The 18,521-nt window shown below is 46.6% G+C and carries 16 protein-coding genes; 14 read left to right on the top strand and 2 right to left on the bottom strand.

The genetic code is table 11. The features are described 5' to 3' along the window. Positions 1–71: 71 nt before the first annotated feature. From SFV55_RS10440 to SFV55_RS10430, 3 genes are all read left to right on the top strand, one after another. A complete protein-coding gene (locus SFV55_RS10440; RefSeq protein ID WP_320029441.1) occupies positions 72–2,366 on the top strand; it encodes a DUF4838 domain-containing protein in 2,295 nt (764 codons plus the stop codon). 131 nt (positions 2,367–2,497) lie between these two features. Further along, positions 2,498–3,223, top strand: a complete 726-nt coding sequence (locus SFV55_RS10435; protein ID WP_320029440.1) for a hypothetical protein — start codon at positions 2,498–2,500, stop codon at positions 3,221–3,223. A gap of 58 nt (positions 3,224–3,281) precedes the next feature. Beyond that, positions 3,282–3,707 (top strand): DUF1801 domain-containing protein, encoded by a 426-nt coding sequence (locus SFV55_RS10430; RefSeq protein ID WP_320029439.1) that lies wholly within the window; start codon positions 3,282–3,284, stop codon positions 3,705–3,707. Between the two features lie 77 nt (positions 3,708–3,784). On the opposite strand, the gene SFV55_RS10425 is transcribed toward SFV55_RS10430, so the two are convergent. Together SFV55_RS10425 and SFV55_RS10420 are read right to left on the bottom strand one after the other, a co-directional pair. After that, on the bottom strand, positions 3,785–4,285 hold the full coding sequence (locus SFV55_RS10425; protein ID WP_320029438.1) for a DUF4440 domain-containing protein: 501 nt from the start codon (positions 4,283–4,285) through the stop codon (positions 3,785–3,787). A 277-nt stretch (positions 4,286–4,562) separates the two neighbouring features. After that, positions 4,563–7,337 (bottom strand): endo-1,4-beta-xylanase, encoded by a 2,775-nt coding sequence (locus SFV55_RS10420; RefSeq protein ID WP_320029437.1) that lies wholly within the window; start codon positions 7,335–7,337, stop codon positions 4,563–4,565. Between the two features lie 233 nt (positions 7,338–7,570). Between SFV55_RS10420 and SFV55_RS10415 the strand changes: the two genes are divergently transcribed. The 11 genes from SFV55_RS10415 to SFV55_RS10365 all read left to right on the top strand — a co-directional run bounded on the left by SFV55_RS10415 (position 7,571) and on the right by SFV55_RS10365 (position 18,465). Then, on the top strand, positions 7,571–8,164 hold the full coding sequence (locus SFV55_RS10415; protein ID WP_320029436.1) for a dihydrofolate reductase family protein: 594 nt from the start codon (positions 7,571–7,573) through the stop codon (positions 8,162–8,164). A gap of 127 nt (positions 8,165–8,291) precedes the next feature. Next, positions 8,292–8,777, top strand: coding sequence for an SRPBCC domain-containing protein (locus tag SFV55_RS10410; protein WP_320029435.1), 486 nt, complete (start codon positions 8,292–8,294; stop codon positions 8,775–8,777). Between the two features lie 14 nt (positions 8,778–8,791). After that, positions 8,792–9,184: a DoxX family protein gene (locus tag SFV55_RS10405; RefSeq protein ID WP_320029434.1), complete on the top strand. Its 393-nt coding sequence runs from the start codon at positions 8,792–8,794 to the stop codon at positions 9,182–9,184. Between the two features lie 36 nt (positions 9,185–9,220). Then, positions 9,221–10,495, top strand: coding sequence for an Hsp70 family protein (locus tag SFV55_RS10400; RefSeq protein WP_320029433.1), 1,275 nt, complete (start codon positions 9,221–9,223; stop codon positions 10,493–10,495). A 97-nt stretch (positions 10,496–10,592) separates the two neighbouring features. Further along, positions 10,593–11,393, top strand: a complete 801-nt coding sequence (locus SFV55_RS10395) for an Asp/Glu racemase (RefSeq protein ID WP_320029432.1) — start codon at positions 10,593–10,595, stop codon at positions 11,391–11,393. Between the two features lie 11 nt (positions 11,394–11,404). After that, positions 11,405–12,124: a hypothetical protein gene (locus SFV55_RS10390; protein ID WP_320029431.1), complete on the top strand. Its 720-nt coding sequence runs from the start codon at positions 11,405–11,407 to the stop codon at positions 12,122–12,124. Positions 12,125–12,264: 140 nt separating this feature from the next. Next, on the top strand, positions 12,265–14,697 hold the full coding sequence (locus SFV55_RS10385) for an ABC transporter permease (protein ID WP_320029430.1): 2,433 nt from the start codon (positions 12,265–12,267) through the stop codon (positions 14,695–14,697). Positions 14,698–15,084: 387 nt separating this feature from the next. Further along, positions 15,085–15,495 carry a DUF1801 domain-containing protein gene (locus SFV55_RS10380; RefSeq protein WP_320029429.1) on the top strand — a complete coding sequence of 137 codons (411 nt, stop codon included), beginning with the start codon at positions 15,085–15,087 and terminating at the stop codon, positions 15,493–15,495. A gap of 3 nt (positions 15,496–15,498) precedes the next feature. Beyond that, positions 15,499–15,900 (top strand): DUF4345 domain-containing protein, encoded by a 402-nt coding sequence (locus SFV55_RS10375; protein WP_320029428.1) that lies wholly within the window; start codon positions 15,499–15,501, stop codon positions 15,898–15,900. A 29-nt stretch (positions 15,901–15,929) separates the two neighbouring features. Next, positions 15,930–16,739, top strand: coding sequence for an AraC family transcriptional regulator (locus tag SFV55_RS10370; protein ID WP_320029427.1), 810 nt, complete (start codon positions 15,930–15,932; stop codon positions 16,737–16,739). A 70-nt stretch (positions 16,740–16,809) separates the two neighbouring features. Beyond that, on the top strand, positions 16,810–18,465 hold the full coding sequence (locus SFV55_RS10365; protein ID WP_320029426.1) for a serine hydrolase: 1,656 nt from the start codon (positions 16,810–16,812) through the stop codon (positions 18,463–18,465). The last annotated feature ends 56 nt before the right edge of the window (positions 18,466–18,521 follow it).

Below are 18,521 nucleotides of genomic sequence, written 5' to 3'. Positions count from 1 at the left end.
ATGGGCTGGTTTTGTTTGGTACCCCCTGAGTCCTTCATTTTTTAGCCCTACTCCATCTAACCTGTTTACCCATGAAAAACATGACCAAGTACCTGAAAATCTGGGTTTTTATCATCCCGCTCCATATCACCAGCATTTTTGGCCAAAAACAAGCCATTTTAGTCAAAAACGGGCAGCCTCAATTTTCCATCACCCTATCGGCAAATCCCGCTGATGCCGATGAAAAAGTGGCCATTTTATTACAAGCTGCTATCAAAAAAATAGCAGGTTGTGAATTAAAAATTATCAGAACAGACAACCCAGGCCATAAAAACACCTTCTTGATTGCGCCATCAGTGTCCACAATACCCGGGGCTTTTAAAAACCATTTAACCCCTGATTTTGAGGCAAAAAAACAACAACTCATCAGTGATGGATTTATTTTGTCTATCCAAAAAGGCAATATTGTATTGGTAAATGGTGGCAAAAAAGGGGCGTATTATGGTGTCGTTCATTTGTTGGAAAAACACTTAGGCTGCCGCATGTATGCGCCCAATGCGGAGACAATGCCTCCCAGAAAGACCATTGCACTACCCGTTTCGTGCGAAGCGGACAATCCGATGAATACCATTCGCATCGTCAATGGAACCATGACGCAGCAAAATGAAGCCTACCGCAATTGGCAACGATTGAATGACCACAACGAAGAGTTTGCCAAGGGCTATTATGTGCATACCTTCAATCGCCTCGTCCCTTGGGAAACCTATTTTGAAGCGCATCCTGAATATTTTGCCTTGATGCAGGGCAAGCGTTTGATCGACCAATTGTGTTTGACCAATCCCGATGTTTTTGATCTGACCATCAAAAAATTGAAGGAAGAAATGGCAAAACAGCCCGAAAAAACGCTGTGGTCGGTCAGTCAAGGCGATAATTTCTCGTATTGTCAATGTGATCAATGCGCCAAAATTACCGCTGATGAAGGTTCAGCAGCGGGGCCAATTGTTCATTTTGTGAATAAAGTAGCGGCTGTTTTCCCCGATAAAATGATTTCAACCTTGGCCTATCAATATTCACGCCGCGCCCCAAAGCACATTAAGCCTGCTGACAATGTGCAAATTATGCTCTGCACCATTGAGCTCAATCGCAGTAAGGACATTGAAAACGATCCCCGGAGTGTTTCGTTCCTGAAAGACCTAAACGATTGGGGAAAAATCAGCAAAAACATCTATTTATGGGATTATACGGTCAATTTTTCGCACCATATCTCACCTTTTCCCAATTTGCACACGTTGCAAAAGAATATCCAGTTTTTTACCAAAAACAAGGTCAATGCCCACTTTCAACAAACCAATGCGAGTATTGGGCATGAGTTTTCGGAGCTAAAAGCCTATTTAATCGCCCGTTTGTTGTGGAACCCAGGCATCAATGCTGACTCGGTCATGACCGATTTTTTGAACGGCTATTATGGTGCCGCTGGGGTTTTTATTCAAAAATACATCCATCATTTAAGCCTTGAAATCAACAAAACGGGCGAATGGCTGGATATTTACGGGCACCCTACCGCACACGCCAAGACCTTCTTGTCGGCTGAAAACATGGCAGAATACAACCGCTATTTTGAGGCTGCCGAAGCTGCGGTTAAAAACACGCCTACCCTGCTGCAGCGGGTAAAAGTATGCCGTTTGCCCATTCAATATGCGATGATGGAAATTGGTAAAAGTGATATGTTTGGCAAAAGAGGGTTTTATACCGAATCTGGTGAAAAATTCACCTTGAAACCCCAAATGCAACAGCTAATCGAGGATTTTTACACTGTTTGCAAACAAAATGAGGTAAAAAACATCAACGAAGCGGGTTTAAGCCCCGAAGAATATTACCAGTCTACGAAACGATTCATCAATGTGCAGGTGGACGGGAATATGGCTTTTCGTAAAAAAGCGATGGCTAATCCAAGCCCTTCTCCTACATACAGTCAGGCGGATTTGACAATTTTGACCAACGGTGTACAAGGGGCAAACGACTACAAAGCCCATTGGCTGGGTTGGGAAGCCCAGGATTTTGAGCTGGTTGTCGACCTTGAAAGTTTAAAACAACCTCAAAGCATCCAAATTTCGACATTGTATGACCCCAAAAGCTGGATTTTACACCCCAAATCGGTCACGTGTTGGGTTTCCGAAGATGGCATCAATTATCGTATACTCGAAACGCAGACCATTGAAGGCGAGCAACGCAAGGAAAATGTAACGCATAGTTTCAGTTTTGATAAAAACGTAGGCTCTTGCCGTTACATCAAATTTGGCGTCAAAGGAACCCAAAAACTGTTTAGTTGGCATCCTTCAGCAGGGGGAGGCTCCTGGGTTTTTGTTGATGAAATTGTGGTGCGATGAGCGAATTGGGGATTTCAAATGGTCTTTACCCCGAACGTTCAAATTTTCCCACAATCTACCTGAACACCTACCTACAAATTAGGATAGATGAAAAGCACTATTTTTACCTTCATGCTATCAATGAGTACCCTATGGAAGATGAATCATCACAAATAGAAGCAGAAGTACAAAAACGCCTCTCTGTGGCCCTTGCCCAACAACAAGAAACCTTTGCAACGATGATGGAGCAAGCCATCAAAAACGCCCTGGGAGGAATTGATCAAAGAGCCGCCGCACTCGAAGAAGAGCGCAAACGGCTCGAAGTTGAGCTGGATGCTGCCAAGGAGCTCCGGGCTAAGGCTGAGCGAGAAGGGGAAAAAATGGCCACGGAATCCTTTGAAAAGCATCGCCGGGAGTACGAGGAAGCAATCCGAACGGCTCTGCTCCGTGACCTCACCCGCTTGCACCTTGAAGGTGGTAAAACGACTTCCGATATTATGAAATGGCTCAATGTGGAGCGCAACTTCGTAGAACGAATCAAAGAAGTGGTGAACCGAGTAGATAAATTCCATAGCAAAGACAGCCCAGCACCCAAACTGGAAGGCAACCCAAGGCTTCGCTTTGTGGATGAGGGCCGCAGTGGCGTCATCTATTTTGAAAGCAGCGTCGGTAGTTTCGATATGTGGTGGGAAATGGGATATGGGGCCTTGGCCATGGTCGCGGTACCCTCATTAAACGAATGGGAACTCAAAACGGGTATGCCCCGCGAAAAACGATTGGAAGTGCTGAATTTTATCGGCGAGGAAATCGTGCGAAGACAAACCTACCAAGGCTCTTTTATTATCGGTGACGATGTTATAACCATTTACTCCGAATAAGAATCCTCAAAGCAAAAAAACAAGTGCCACACTGACAGTACGCAACCAATAATTTAATATGAACATACCAGAACAAATCGACACCTACATCGCCAGCCAGCCTGAACCAAAACGCAGTGACCTGCAAACCTTGCACCAGCTTTGCCTGCAAGTATCGCCAGGATGTAGAGTATGGTACAACGATGGTAAAAACAGCGAAGGCAAAACCATTGCCAACCCCAATATCGGCTATGGATTTTATACCATCAAATATGCCGATGGAAGCAGCAGGGAGTTTTATCAAATTGGTTTGAGTGCCAACACCACTGGCATCTCGGTCTACATCATGGGCCTCAAAGACAAGACCTATCTGGCCAGCACCTACGGAGAAAGCATTGGCAAAGCCAGCGTGACCGGGTATTGCATTAAGTTTAAAGCGCTAAAAGACATCAAGCTGGATGTACTTGAAGCGGCCATACGGGATGGGTTTGAGGGGCAATCTTGAGCCGACTCTACTATGCACAAAAAGGAAGCCACCACTGAGGCAGCTTCCCTTTCATTTCTTAGAGCTAAGCTAATCGCTTATTTTCCCATTTCAGGCCCGCTTACCACGGGGGTGAGTGCGATGAGATCAAGCAGCCATTTGTCGTTCATTTTTTTGAGTATCACTGCCGTAGTTGTTTTTTCTACTTTCGTTTGGCTGCCAAAACTGATGCTCTTTTCCTCGGTGTAGGTAGTCAATATCAAACCAGGTCCTAGATAGCGGCTTTGCATGCCAACGAGTTTGACTTCAACCTTGTCCGGCTTAGGCAAACCTTTCAGGAATTCCATATACCCCTTCATGTTGGCAACCACACTGGAGCGGCCCCGGGTAATGCTCCCGTCAGGGGTGATTTGATCTACATTTTCGGTGAGCAGGGCTTCAATACCTGACATATCCATTTTTCCAAAGGCCGCTGAAAAACCATTGTAGTTGGCCATGATGCCTTTTTGATCGGCGTCGGAGATGCTTTGGGCTTGCAGGGTTTGGGAAAAAAACGCAAAAGCGCAGCAAGCGATGAGGGTTAAAAGAATGTTTTTCATAGTTTGATTGGTTGTGAATTGATGGTACAAAGCTAAGGGGCTGCCGTGCGGCAGTCATGCGCAGGTTTGCGTAAATAGGCTACGTAGATTTGCGTATTTTGAAAAATATGCTGTGGATGGGCGTGGATTTGATAAGCAGGAAAATCGCCTAAGCAATGTACCAGTTTCGATTGTGGAAAGGGGGGATCTAAATAGGCATAAATTTTATGGCTAAACATGGGTCATCCCGAAAATTTGGGATGACTCATGCTGAAAGCAGATTTAAAACTGCTCTACCCTATTGCTTAATAATTTTTTGCGCAGCTCTACCAGCCCGAACGATGTACATCCCCCGTGGTAACCCGCCCACATTGACACTGATGCGGTCATCATTCAAGGGATGCGTAAACGATTTGACCAAACGCCCATTGAGGTCAAAAACCTGAACCAGCCCTCTATTTTGAGCCAGCCCCTCGATGGTCAACTCGTTTTGAACCACCGTAGGATACACCCTCAAGGGAATAACTGACTCGATCTCCTTCAAGCTGGTGGGAATGTTCACGGGTGGAGAGGACGCCCTGATCGTGGAGTTCAGCCATTGCAAAGCCGGACGCTCTTGCCCCGTACAAGGATCGATCAGGTAAGCCGCAGCATCGTTTTGCCACAAACCTGGTCGCCAGCCCCAAAGGGTAATGCCAATGACGGATGGATGATTCCAGTAGATGTCAAAAATGCGTTTGTACTCGGCGAGTTGGAAGCTGTCTTTTTGGGCGGTGGTGCCTCCGTCCTGTGGTTCACCATTGGAGTCAAAATACAAATCGCCCTCGATATCCATTTCCGTAATCTGAATGGGCAACCCCAGGCGGGCTATGTTCTCCAGATTGGCGCGCAGGTTGTTGTTCAATCCAGTGTAGGTGCCGCCGTATTTTTTGGTGCTGAAGGTATGCCCTTGCATGCCCACTACATCCACCAAACCATCTGCTTTCAGCAAACGGATGATATCGGCATAACGGTTATTGAGGCCCGGGGTGTTTTCAATCCCGTACTCGTTGATCATCAGTTTTGTTCGGGCAGAGAAATATTGTCTGCCTAGCTTAAACGCATTCACAATCCAGTCGTATTCACCCGCTGTCGTGTTCAATTCCGTGTTTAAGGAGCTTAAAGCCCCTTTGTAAAAAGGCGGCTGATTCAAAGCTTCATTCACCACCTCCAGGTATTCGGGAGCATTTTCACCACTGTAACGCGTGGACACGGCAGCAAACCATTCCTTGATTTCTTCCACTTGTTCAGCCTGTGGCAAATTCTCCAACCAGGTGGGTTGTTGGGCTCCCCATACCATCACGTGGAAGCGGAAGGGAAAATTATTGGTTTTTGCAAACTGTCTGGCTTGATCCAGGGCCGCCCAGTTGAAAGAATCTCTTTGTACTTCCACCGAGGCCCACTTCCCGGAGTTTTCCGGCGTTACTTGATTGAAGTATTTGGCAAAGTCGGGCAAAGCATGACCGGCATAAATGTTTCCTAAAAACTTCGATTTGCCTGTCGCAATCGGCACTTGAGTGGCTGGCACACTTAAGCTGGTGCCACATACCACTTCCAGACAGACCTCATCGATGTAGTACGTATTGGCTACAGCTCCGCCTAGGTTAAGCGTCACCAATGAACGAGGGCTAAATGCCTTGAATTCATAAGTTACCTGCATCCATTCCTTGCCAATTCTGCTGGCGGAGGTGGTGTATTGCGTTTCTGAATTGAAGGGACTAGCCGCGTTTCTCAGGGAAAATTGAATGGTGTTGACATCCGCGCTGTCTGCTTTGATCCAGATCTTGAATCGATAAGTGCCTCCAGATAAGGTATAAAAAGAGGGGCTGGCAATTTGCAGTTGGTAGCTTAGCGTGTTGGCCGGATTGCTTGCGACCAGCGCCTTGGACCCGCTGTATACCTTCGCGGTATCCATCGTTACGCCAAAAGAACTACCGTTTGCACGGTTGTAATAGGTCCATCCGTTGAAGGTATTGCTTCCGGTATCGTGGGTTTCAAAACCATTGTTGGCAAGTGGTAGACAGTTGTCTGTTGGTTTTGGGGAGACTACACAAATGTTGTCGATGTAATAGGTGTTGGCGGTCTCGTCGCCAAGGTTTAGGGTGATCATCGTCGCGTCACTGATCGCTGTAAAGGTATAGGACAGCATTGTCCAATCCCCACTGATTCTGCTGGCCGAATTGGTGTATTGTCCTTCATTCCCTCCAGTTCCATTTCTGGTGGAAAACTGAATAAAATTGGCATTGGGCACCTTTGCTTTGATCCACAGGTTCAGGGTATAGGTTTGTCCATTCACCGTTGTAAAGGCGGGAGTACCGATTTGCAGACCCCAGCGGGCAATTCCCCCTGCATTGCTGGCCTGCAAAGCCGTTTTGCCTGCGTAAGCTTCGTCGCCCGTCACCAATCCAAAACTGCTTCCTCCATTTTGGTTAAAATAAGTCCAGCCTGTGAAGGTACTATCACTTGGGTTGTACACTTCAAAATCGCCATTGTCCAACAATTGGCAATTGGCGGCACCTCCTGCAGGGCCTCGCAACACCATATCGTCCAGGAAATACGTGTTCACTTGTGCACCCATATCGAGTACAATTCGCGTCATCTCTTCATTTGCAATAAAAGTCCAGCTCAGTTGGGTCCATTCTGTACTTACCGTGTAATCCGCCGAATACAAAGCGTTCGGCTGGGTCGAAAAACGAATCGGCGTACCTGCGTTGGCTCCCTTCACCCAAACTGAAAAGGTGTATTCCTCGCCCGCCCGGGTAGGGATCAAATCACTGGCCAACTGCAAATGCCAGGCTTGCCCGGCCTGTGTCACTTGCCCTTTCAAGGCCCTGCGGCCATTTCTGAATTCACCATTGGCAACCCCTTCGGAAAAGGTACCGCTGATTTCGTTAAAAATATTCCAGTTGGTGAAGGTTTTTCCTGTACCGACTTCAAAGCCAGGATTGGGAATGAGATTTTGAGCTACAAGGGTATAGCTCGTTAACAAGCATAGAAAGCTTGCTAACCAAAAGATTTTGGTCAATTGTTTCATGTTTTTTACCTTAATGGCATAAAAATGTTGTGATCAAGGCAATGTTACAACAATGTTTTGACTTTATTCAATCGATTGTAATTTTATTTTGGGTATATGTTTCGTTTGGGGTAGTTGGCATTTTGTGCAACAGGAGAAATAAGCCGCATCCCACCACCCCTATTGTCGCAATCCCCCACCCCAAACCCCATATTTATTGCCGAAACTTGTACCCTAACCAAGCACCAATTACCATGCGAAAAATTACTGTTTTATCCATGATTACCCTCGACGGCGTCATACAGGGGCCGGGCGGGCCTGAAGAAGACACCTCTGGCGGTTTCCAATACGGCGGTTGGGTTGCGCCCTATGGCGATGAAGTATATGATGCGGTGGTACAAAAAGAACTTGAGCCTGCCGATTATCTTTTGGGCCGAAAAACATTTGACATTTGGGCTGACTACTGGCCTGAACATGGGGAATTTTGGCCAGGTATCAACGAAGGCACCAAGTACATCATGTCCAACACCTTAACCAAGTCGGACTGGAAAAACTCGGTATTCCTCAACAGTCTGGCAGCCATCAAGGAGTTAAAAAATTCACCAGGTGCAGACCTCCAGGTTTGGGGCAGCAGCGAGCTGGTTCAGCTCTTGCTCAAGTATGACCTTGTGGACGAGCTCCGGCTCAAAATTCACCCTTTGATTCTAGGAGAGGGGAAAAAGTTGTTCGCCAATGGTAGTTTCCCGGCTGCATTTACCTTAACTGAGAGTATCGTTACCCCAACTGGAGTTATCATCGCCACCTACCAACGGGCCGGGGAAGTGAAGACAGGTACTGTTGGTACTTAGGCCACATTAAAAAGAGTGGAAAAAAATGTCTACTTTGGAGGAGATTGTGGCCGAGCCACTAAAACATCACCGCCGTATTAAAATAACTTTTACCAAAAAGTATTCCTGCAATCCTCCAAACAAAAAAATGCAACTCGACAAACGCAATACCACCGACCGGGAACAAAAAAATTCGATCCAACTAAATGCCCCTTTAGCCCTGGTTTGGGAGGTATGGACAAAACCCGAACACATCCAGCATTGGTGGGGGCCCCATGGCTTTAGCAATACCATTACCCAAATGGAGGTAAAGCCCGAAGGGGAATGGTTGTTTGTGATGCGCGGGCCGGATGGAAAGGAATACCCCAACAAAACCATTTTCAGGGAAGTGGTGAAGCACAAAAAATTGGTGCACGAGCATTTTGAGCCTAATTTTATCGCGGTTATCGAGTTTGAAGGCCGCGAGGATCAAACCCTCCTCGATTGGTACAAGTTGTATGAAACCAAAGAGCTATTTGAACTGGTGGAAATCCAGCATAAATCCAGTGAAGGCCTACACCAAACGGTGGAAAAACTCAAGGTGTACCTCGGTGAGTACGTAGCCAGTAAAATCGGCGAGGAAAATCATCCTTAAAATCCAATATCAGCATGAATTTCAGCAACTCTACCTTTCTACTCCGTGTAGCAGTGGCCATTATTTTATTGACCCACAGCCTGCCCAGCATTTACACGGGTGATGTGAATAATTTTGGCAACTTGTACCTCAATACCGTTGGTTTTGCGCCAATCGGTGTGCCACTGGCCTGGGCCATCAAACTGTCTCACGTAGCTGCTGCCATTTGCCTTTTGCTGGACAAATTCATCAAACCTGCCGCGCTGGTGACCATTTCCGTTCTCTTGGCGGGTATTGTAATGCTGCATTTTAAAGAAGGTTGGTATGTAGTTGGCGGTGGCAGGAATGGCTGGGAGTATAATTTTTTGCTAATTGTGGTATTGGTTTCGATTATGTTTCCAAAGGGATTAATGCAACCAAAAAGCTGAGGATATTTTTTACTCGTTACTTAATACCTTTGCCCCATGAATCATTTTATCTACGGCATCGACTTTGGCACCACCAACTCGGCTTTAGCCATCCTGGACACCCGAACGAACAGCGTGCTGAAAATTTTCACCACCCCATCCCTGTTGTTTTTTCCAGACGCTCAAATTCCCAATGCTCCACTCACTTATTCTGTTGGTGAAACAGCCGTGGAAGGCTACGTAGAAAGTCGCATGCAAGGCCGGTTTATGAAATCCATCAAGCGGGTGCTGCCGAATAAAAGTTTCCTGGGTACCCGGATTTTCAGCAAACTCTACAAAGCCGAGGACCTGGTTGCCTTGATTCTGCTCCACTTAAAAAAACAAGCCGACAATTTTTTGGGCAGCAACATCACCACAGCCGTGATTGGCCGCCCTGTGGTATTTGATGAAAACCCTGAAAAAGACCAACTTGCCCAGGAGCGCCTGGCCAAGGCCGTGCGGATTGCCGGATTTGAGACCTTTTATTTTCAAATGGAGCCCATAGGGGCCGCATTCACTTACGAGCGACAGATCAGCAAAGAAGAACTGGTACTCGTAGCCGACTTTGGTGGGGGCACCTCGGATTTTTCCATCATGAAACTCAAGCCCGAGGCCATCCACAATCCCGACCGCAGTGGCGACATGATCGCCAAAGGCGGCATCTACATCGGCGGTGACAGTTTTGATTCCGACATCATGTGGCACCGGGGCACTCCCCATTTTGGCCGGGGGGTGAAAGAAAAACTAGGGGAAGGAAAATGGATTGACCTGCCCCTTTCCTATTTTACCAACATTTGTTCCTGGGAAAAAATGAACTTCCTGGACACTTACAAATGGCGCAACACCATCAACAAATCCTACTTTGCTTCAGGACGGGATTATCGGGTAAAAAACCTGCTCACCTTGATTGAAAAAAATCTGGGTTATATCCTCTTCAAACAAATTGAAAGGTCAAAATTCGGCTTAACCGATCAAGACCTCTCCACTTTTGCCTTTCATGAGATGGACATCAAGATTGATGAATCCATTACCATCGAAGACTTTGAATCGGTAATCATCCACAAAAATGTGGCTAGAATTGAGGCTTACTTGCAAGCGTTTTTGCAGAGCCAGAACATTGATTTTGCAGCCATCGATACGGTCTTTATGACGGGTGGCACTTCTTACGTCCGACCACTCAGCAACATTTTCAGCAGGTTATTTGGCCCAGAAAAAATCAAATCCGGGGACAATTTTAATAGTGTGGCGATGGGGATTGCGTATAGTTATCCGGTGGTGTCACAGGCCAGGTAAATTCAGCCATCTTAAAAAAAATGGAAAATCTTGGGTACGGATTAAATTCCTGCGACACATGTCAGGGTACACCTTTTAACCACCTAGATTTTTCACCATGAACCCTACATCTCAAACCCACACCGATCCGATCCGCATCGGGATGATTGTACCCAGTTCCAATGTAACGATGGAACAGGAAGTTCCCTGTCTTTTTAAGGCCAGAGAAAGCTCCCTGCCCGAACGATTCAGTTTCCATTCCAGTCGTGTGCGCATGAAGCGAGTGGATCCCCAAGAGCTCCTGGCCATGAATACCCAGGCTGATCGCGCTGCCTTAGAGTTGGCCGATGCCTCGATCGATATTGCCCTTTATGCCTGTTTGGTTGCCATCATGGTTGAAGGGCCAGGTGCCCATCGGCGTTCGGAAGCCCGACTCAAAAAAACACTGCTAGAAGTAGGTATTGCGGCGCCAGTACTGACAAGCGCAGGCGCATTGGTCGACACCTTACAAGAGCTGAATGCTGGTCGCATTGGTTTAATCGCGCCTTATATGCCCGCCTTGACAGACAAAGTTTGTGCTTATCTACAGCAGGAAGGCTTAGACGTCGTTTCCGCTCAGTCTTTGAGTGTAGCCGACAATGCAGCAGTTGGTCGATTGAATCCCGAACATTTGCTCCAATTGCTCGACAACATTCCCCATAGCATAGATACCATTGTGCTTTCGGCATGTGTGCAGATGCCTTCACTTCCAGTTTTGGCAGAAGCCGAACGGCGCACGGGCATTCGGGTCATTACGGCTGCTTCAGCTACTGTATTTCAGGCCTTAAAAAAATTGGGACTCCACCCCGGAATCCATCAATATGGTGCACTACTGAATGGCACTGCCCGCCCTGAACTCCTCATTTCCTCCACTAACTAAAACCCAATAAGATGAAATTGCGCGAAATATCAATCCTCGATCAAGAAGCCATTCCCGCAGCGCTGGAAGCCCTGCATTCCAAAGAAGGGGTGCTGCTCCTGCAAATGCCCGCTGTATTTGTCCTGCTGGCACCTGCCACCCAAAAAGGCGTAGAAAGCCTCAACCAGACCAAATTGCGCTTGCCACAAAAAAACTACGGCACCGCAATTGGCGACATTCAAAAATTCCATGCGCTGGCCAGTCCAGGATCATTGCCCCATGAACTGCAGCAGGCGGAAGATTTAAACCGCTTGACAGGGGCTTTTATTCGTTTTGCGATTGGGCGCTCCAGCTTTAATTCTGCTACAGTGCGGGCAGGAACCCACCAAGGCGTTTTGGTAGACGGCCCCCATCGGGATTTATTTAAAGCTGTTGAGCAAAGCTTTGCGCATCAGGCCGATCCTGCACTCTTTTGTGGGCATACATTCAGCGCGCCCCTCTGCACCAGTGCCAATCTGAGTGGTGACAGCCTGGGATCCATCACCGATTGGGATCGCGCCTATCGTTTTGCCCGGCAGCGTCACTTATCACTGGTGATTCGTTGTGAAGCAGCTCAAGGAGAGAATGGCTCCTATCCCATTTTTTACTTTAAGGACGATCAGGCAACCATCGAGCGACATGGCCCAGGCGAGGAAGCCATTATGCGTCGTTTACCGGAAAGGTTGTTTGCTGAAAGTTTATCTTTTGCCTAATTGAAGATTATGTCACATCCTTTCGTCCGAAATTGAACACGTCCAGTTCAGTTTCGGACATTTTTTTGTATAAAATTATTTTAAAATATTCATTATCATTGCCTTGATTACTTGGCACATTGCTTGTGTAGGCTATTGATATGATCCAAAATTACCTCACCATCGCCTTCCGTTCCTTGTGGAAAAATAAGGCCATCTCCGTCATCAACATTGTAGGCCTTTCCGTCGGTTTGGCTTGTTTCGCACTGTTTTTGCTGGACGTCATCAACGAATACAGTTTCGACCGTTTTCATGCCAAGGCAGATCGCTTATTTGCGGTTTATGAAGCCATCGGTGAAATTAGTGGCCAGCCCGCTCAAAAAATGAGCAATTTGCCGATGCCGCTTGGGCCAGCCTTGAAAGCCGATTTGCCTGATGTAGCACGCTTCGCGCGATTGCAAGGTGCAGGGGAAAGTTTTTTGCTGCGTACCCCGAACGGAGTGGTAGAAGAACCGGCCAGCTTTGTCGACCCGGCGTTTTTCCAAATGTTTGACTTTCCTTTTTTATACGGGAATGCAAACTCCGCGCTCAGTTCAGCCAACAACGTGGTTTTAAGCGAAAAAATGGCGCAAAAACTATTTGGTGAGTCCAATCCAATGGGCAAAACCCTGGAAATTAACGCGGCGGGAGGCACTCAATTTGAGCCATTTACCGTGTCTTCCGTTGTAAAGGATTTACCCTCCAATTCGAGCCTTCAGTTTGGCATTTTAATGCCTTTTGAAAAATTCGCCACCACTGAACGCGGTAAGGCCGCCGCAACGGACTGGGCCCAATTGTCGATGCAAACCTTTGTTGAATTGCGCCCTGGCTCTGGTTTGGCCAATAACCAGGCTCGTATGGATCAGTTTTTTGGAAAATATTACCCCGATGTAGAAAAGTCGCTCCGCAGCGCTGGTCTGTGGAACAAACCCGAGCCACCCGTCACCTTTGGGCTCTTGCCCATTCAATCACTGCACCACGACCCAAATTTAGGTGTAAATCCCTCCTTATCGATGATTTTGCTGGCCATCGGCGGCATCATTTTGCTCATTGCCTGTATCAATTTTACCACGCTTTCCATTGGGCGTTCCGCAGGCCGGGCGCGTGAAATTGGGGTGCGCAAAATCGTGGGAGCGAGCCGGGGACAACTCTCCAGGCAGTACCTGGTGGAGGCTATTTTGCTCAGTTGTTTTTCAACCATCCTGGGCATAGCCTTAGCTGCGATGCTTTTACCTGTCTTCAATCAATTGTCTGACAAACAATTGACTTTTGATTTCCAACAATTTCCCGAGCTTTTTGGGCTGATCCCCGGGCTGGCCTTGCTGGTTGGTGTTTTGGCGGGCATTTATCCGGCCTTTGTGTTGTCGGGTTTTTCGCCACTCGAAACCTTAAAAAGCAAATTGAAAATTGGAGGCGAAAACTGGTTCACCAAATCCCTGGTCACTTTTCAGTTTGTGCTTTCGGTTGGCTTCATGGCCTGTACGTTCATCATGCTGTGGCAGATGAATTTCTTGCGCTCAAAAGACCTGGGTTTTGATCAAGAAAACGTTGTGGTGGTCAGTGCCAACGGTACGACCGACCCTGCTAAAACCCTGGCCCGATTACGTCAATCACTGGTCAATCAGCCGAAAATTGAAGGGATCAGCGGAGCGGAATTTTCGCTCGGAGCAGGTGCCATCGCGGGCAATACCCGCTTTGAATATCATGGAAAAACCACCGATATTTTTGAACATTTTATCGACGCAGAATACCTCAGCGTGCTGAAACTCCCCTTGATATCCGGACGAAATTTTGACCCCAAGCGGATACAGAACACGGTGACTTCGGTTATCCTCAACGAGGCTGCGGTACGTAATTTCGGCTGGACCAATGAAACTGCCATCGGCCAGGTACTCACTGGCTACAATGTGGCCGACCCCACCCGCAATCCCGTGGTGATTGGGGTAGTGCAAGATTACCATTTCCGTTCGCTCCACGAGAAATTATACCCGATGTTGTTTATGGCTCATGGCCGTTTGCCCCAACAGTTTTTTGTGCGCATCGCTCCTGGCGACCCTCAGCAAGCGCTCAGTCAGATTCAGGCAGCCTGGAGCAAGGCCGAGCCAGTTTTGCCTTTCCGCTATACCTTTCTGGATGAAAACCTCCAGAAGGTTTATGTGGCCGAATCCCGTATGAGCAAAACCATTGGTTGGGCAGGTGGTATTGCGGTATTTTTGGCCTGTTTGGGTTTGTTTGGTTTGGCTGCCCTTTCGACAATTAATCGCACCAAAGAAATTGGCATCCGCAAAGTCCTCGGCGCGTCGGTTGCAGGCATCACGGCGCTTTTGACCAAAGATTTTTTGAAATTGGTTGTCATTGCCATCATCATTGCCTCACCCATTGCCTATTATTTCATGCAACAATGGCTGACTGGTTTTGCCTACCGGATTGACCTGCAATGGTGGATGTTTGCCCTTGCGGGCGCTGCTGCAGTGCTGGTTGCATTTTTGACGGTTGGTTTTCAATCGGTGAAGGCCGCAATAGCCAATCCGGTGGAGAGCTTACGGGCCGAATGAAAGCCAAAAGGATAAAGGAAAACCATACTACCGGACATTTTTGTATTTCAGAAGCGGAGGATATGAATTGCCACGTTCTTTAGCGCGTGGATGGAGATTGCCTTTTTGATGGACTTTAGTCCTGGCATCAATTTTTCAGGGAGGGCTAAAGCCCATTTTTAAAAAATCCTGCTAACCACGCGCTAAAGCACGTGGCAATTCATGTCCTCCGAGTAAAATGTCCAGTAGTATAAGGAAAAATTAAGGGAACTGACCCTAAAAATAAAAACCTGCTTTGGATAGGTTAAACTGAAGAATTAAAGCCAGTAAAGATTTAAAATCAACATTTACAAAACGAAAAGTTTTTAATAGTTTTACCCAAACAACTTTTTCAATAAAATGCCAAACATGAAAGCCAAACTCAACGACCAGGAACAAGTCAGTGAACACATCCAAAAACTGGAGCCAGCCCTGGCTCAGGTGGTTGAAACTTTGCGCCAGATCATCTTGGGCACCGATCCCGAAATTGGTGAAAGGATAAAATGGAATAATCCCAGTTTTTACTATACTGGCGAGATGAAGGAATTTGACCCCAAAGAATACAAAAGAGAACTGATTGTGATGAACCTGCACAAGGGCCGAATCATGTTGGTGTTTCCAAGTGGAGCCAAGGTAAATGATCAATCCGGGTTACTTGAAGGGGATTACAAAGATGGCCGAAGGATTACAGTTTTTAAAGACCTTGGGGATGTGCAAGCAAAACAAGGAGCGCTGCAAAAGATCATTCAGGATTGGTTGAAGCTGGTGGAGAAGGAATAAAAAATGTCTAACCAAATCATTCAGTTTAGAAATCTACATCTGGGAATAGCATCTCTAACTATTGGGTTTGTTGGGCTGTGCTATGGCCTTTGCCCGAACCAGGTTTTACCCTTTTTGTTCGATTTTAAGGTTGAAAGTGTTGATTTGAGTCATGTTTTCAGGGCAATGATGGGGCTTTACTTGGGCTTTGCAGTCTATTGGATCATCGGCATTTTTAAAGAAGAACATTGGCGTGGGGCCACGCTAAGCAGCATTGTTTTTATGGGTGGGCTGGCAATTGGCCGAATGGTAAGCATACTCATCGATGGAATTCCTTCAGTGGTATTTTTAATTGGTACGGTTATGGAAATCCTGTTTATGTTGTGGGGAATCAAGAACTTGAGAATCCGGTCAATGCCAAAATAAATTCCATTTTCAACCCAAGATTACCATCCATGATCCATCTGCCCAAGGGACAATTTTACGGCCAGACCACCGAAACAGTCTACCTGGACGGCATCACCCTGACCGACACCGCCTACACCCACGACAAAGTGGATTGGCATTATCACGAAAACCCTTATTTCACCTTTATTCTGCAAGGAAACCTGATTGAAGGCAACAAAAAAGAAGTACATCATTGCCCGGCTGGCACCATCTTGTTTCACAACTGGCAGGAGCCGCATTACAACATTAAACCAAAGGGTTACACCAGAGGGTTCCACATCGAATTAGAGCAAAAATGGGTAGATGCTTTTTCTTTTGATTTGCAAACCTTACAAGGGAACATCCTCGTATCCAACCCCAAACACAAACTGCTGCTGTACAAAATCTTTGTAGAATCCAAGCTCCAGGACAATGCCAGCGATTTGTCCATTCAGGGATTGTTGCTAGAGACCCTGTCCGGCATCCAACGCAATCAGGAAGAAGCTTTAAAAAACAACCCTTCCTGGGTAAAAAAAGTAAGGGAGTTTTTACACGATCAAAGTGCTGAAAGTATATCCCTTGCCCAATTGTCCCAGGCAGTAGGCATCCATCCGGGGCATCTTTCCAGGGATTTTTCGCGGTATTTTCATTGCAGCTTAGGCGAATACCTCCGAAAAATAAAGGTTGAAAAATCTTTGCCCCTCATCTCCAACCAACAGCAAACGCTAACAGACATTGCTTTTACCTGCGGCTTTGCCGATCAGAGCCATTTCATCCGCTGTTTTAAAGAGGTAATGGGCATCAGTCCCCTAGCCTACCGCAAAATGCTGTTTTTTTGACGTTAATTTCATTCTATTTTCCTGATCAGCTTCCCAATACCTTTGGTGTCAAATCACCAAACTTAAAAAAATGAAGGCTGTTTGTTTGTTCTTTTTGGCCAGTATTCTGCTGCCTTTGGGGTTATGTGGGCAAGTCGCCGATCTGGTAAAGCCCGAAGGTATAAAAACCACCTTGCACCAAAACAATCTGGGTCGGGTCTTTTTCACCCCAAAATACATTCCTATCTCAGCGTTAAAGGAAGCCGATTTCCTACAATCGTATACCCTTACCAATAAAAGCAACCTTTTTTTTACCTCATTTTTGGGCAATTCTTTGACCAATTACCTCCACCGTTTACAACCTGATCTGACTGCTGATTCCCTCGTGAAAATTGGCAATTACCAGTTCACCTTGTTGATAGACGGCAAACAAATCTACCAAAGTAATCTCTGGCCCGGAGCACCACAGGCCAGGATGCAGGACACCGCCATGGTCCTCAACCGACCATTGGTCGACAATGAAAATGGTGGTGGCTCATGGAGTGAATCTTTCTGGAACCGATTCTTGTACAACGGAGGAGAGGCTACCCTGAGCGACGGGAAACATTTGCTCAGAATGGAAATTCGGCCTTATGTAAACTCCGCTGAGTTAAAAGTTGGAGAAATCATCGCGGCGGGGGATTTGGCACTGGAAGTGCTGAGGCATCCAAAAATTGACGTGTCTACCGTCAGCTTGACTAAAGTGATGCCTTACAATGGCCTTCCTGTTTCAAAAGAACTTTTTGACCAAAACAAAATCAAGGAGCTCAAAGGGAACATTGATCAAGGTGTTTTTAAAAAAATCAGTAGTGTAGTCGTGATCAAAAATGGCAAATTGTTGATCGAAGAGTATTTCAATGGCAAAAACCGCAACTCCCTGCACGATACCCGCTCGGTAGGGAAGTCCTTTGCCTCCACAATGTGCGGAATCGCCATCCGCGACGGCTACCTTAAAGATGAAAACCAAACCTTGAAGGATTTTTACCAACTCAAATCATTTGCCAATTTCAGCTTGCCCAAAGAAAACACCAGTATCCGGGAATTGCTCACCATGAGCTCTGGCTTTGCTGGCAATGATAACGACGATCAATCACCCGGAAATGAAGAAAACATGTACCCAACTTCGGATTGGGTGAAATTTGCCCTGGATTTACCTTTTGACCTCAACAAACCCAAAGGCGAGTGGAGTTATTTTACGGCTGGAGTGGTGCTTTTGGGCGATATTTTAAACAAACAAGTCAAGGGTGGGCTGGAAGCCTATGCCACTGAACGTTTGTTTAAACCCCTCGGGATTAGCAATTACCAATGGCAATATACCCCTCAACAGGTGCCGAATACTGCAGGTGGGATTCAGATGAATGCCCTGGATTTTGCGAAGTATGGGCTGCTTTATAAAAATGGGGGGGTCTGGAACAAGCAACAGATCATCCCCAAAGCATGGGTAGACAAGTCCTTCAGCAAGCAGAAACAAATACCCGAAAGAGACAGGGAATTTTATGGCTATCTGTTCTGGAATAAAAGCTTTAAGGTGAATGGAAAGGCTTACGAAGCTTTTTATTGCGCCGGCAATGGGGGGAATTACATCCTGGTTTTTAAGGATTTACCGCTGGTGATTGTCGTTACGGCCACGGCTTATGGCATGCCTTATGCGCATCCGCAGGTGGCAAAAATGTTGTCAGAGTATATTTTGCCGGCGGTACTAAAATGACATGAATTACCACGAGTTTTTAAGAAAAACATAAAGCGACACAATTTTTCAGCACA

The sequence above is a fragment of the Haliscomenobacter sp. genome, assembly GCF_033763495.1.
GTDB lineage: Bacteria > Bacteroidota > Bacteroidia > Chitinophagales > Saprospiraceae > Haliscomenobacter.
Note: the sequence above shows the minus strand (reverse complement) of the source record. Positions and strands in the feature narration are given on the sequence as shown.

What these genes read in the sequence shown, in the direction of transcription:
- SFV55_RS10385 (WP_320029430.1), top strand. Translation starts at nt 12,265, where the DNA reads ATGATCCAAAATTACCTCACCATCGCCTTCCGTTCCTTGTGGAAAAAT.
- SFV55_RS10415 (WP_320029436.1), top strand. Translation starts at nt 7,571, where the DNA reads ATGCGAAAAATTACTGTTTTATCCATGATTACCCTCGACGGCGTCATA.
- SFV55_RS10400 (WP_320029433.1), top strand. Translation starts at nt 9,221, where the DNA reads ATGAATCATTTTATCTACGGCATCGACTTTGGCACCACCAACTCGGCT.
- SFV55_RS10405 (WP_320029434.1), top strand. Translation starts at nt 8,792, where the DNA reads ATGAATTTCAGCAACTCTACCTTTCTACTCCGTGTAGCAGTGGCCATT.
- SFV55_RS10395 (WP_320029432.1), top strand. Translation starts at nt 10,593, where the DNA reads ATGAACCCTACATCTCAAACCCACACCGATCCGATCCGCATCGGGATG.
- SFV55_RS10430 (WP_320029439.1), top strand. Translation starts at nt 3,282, where the DNA reads ATGAACATACCAGAACAAATCGACACCTACATCGCCAGCCAGCCTGAA.
- SFV55_RS10370 (WP_320029427.1), top strand. Translation starts at nt 15,930, where the DNA reads ATGATCCATCTGCCCAAGGGACAATTTTACGGCCAGACCACCGAAACA.
- SFV55_RS10440 (WP_320029441.1), top strand. Translation starts at nt 72, where the DNA reads ATGAAAAACATGACCAAGTACCTGAAAATCTGGGTTTTTATCATCCCG.
- SFV55_RS10410 (WP_320029435.1), top strand. Translation starts at nt 8,292, where the DNA reads ATGCAACTCGACAAACGCAATACCACCGACCGGGAACAAAAAAATTCG.
- SFV55_RS10435 (WP_320029440.1), top strand. Translation starts at nt 2,498, where the DNA reads ATGGAAGATGAATCATCACAAATAGAAGCAGAAGTACAAAAACGCCTC.
- SFV55_RS10380 (WP_320029429.1), top strand. Translation starts at nt 15,085, where the DNA reads ATGAAAGCCAAACTCAACGACCAGGAACAAGTCAGTGAACACATCCAA.
- SFV55_RS10390 (WP_320029431.1), top strand. Translation starts at nt 11,405, where the DNA reads ATGAAATTGCGCGAAATATCAATCCTCGATCAAGAAGCCATTCCCGCA.
- SFV55_RS10365 (WP_320029426.1), top strand. Translation starts at nt 16,810, where the DNA reads ATGAAGGCTGTTTGTTTGTTCTTTTTGGCCAGTATTCTGCTGCCTTTG.
- SFV55_RS10425 (WP_320029438.1), bottom strand. Translation starts at nt 4,285, where the DNA reads ATGAAAAACATTCTTTTAACCCTCATCGCTTGCTGCGCTTTTGCGTTT.
- SFV55_RS10420 (WP_320029437.1), bottom strand. Translation starts at nt 7,337, where the DNA reads ATGAAACAATTGACCAAAATCTTTTGGTTAGCAAGCTTTCTATGCTTG.
- SFV55_RS10375 (WP_320029428.1), top strand. Translation starts at nt 15,499, where the DNA reads ATGTCTAACCAAATCATTCAGTTTAGAAATCTACATCTGGGAATAGCA.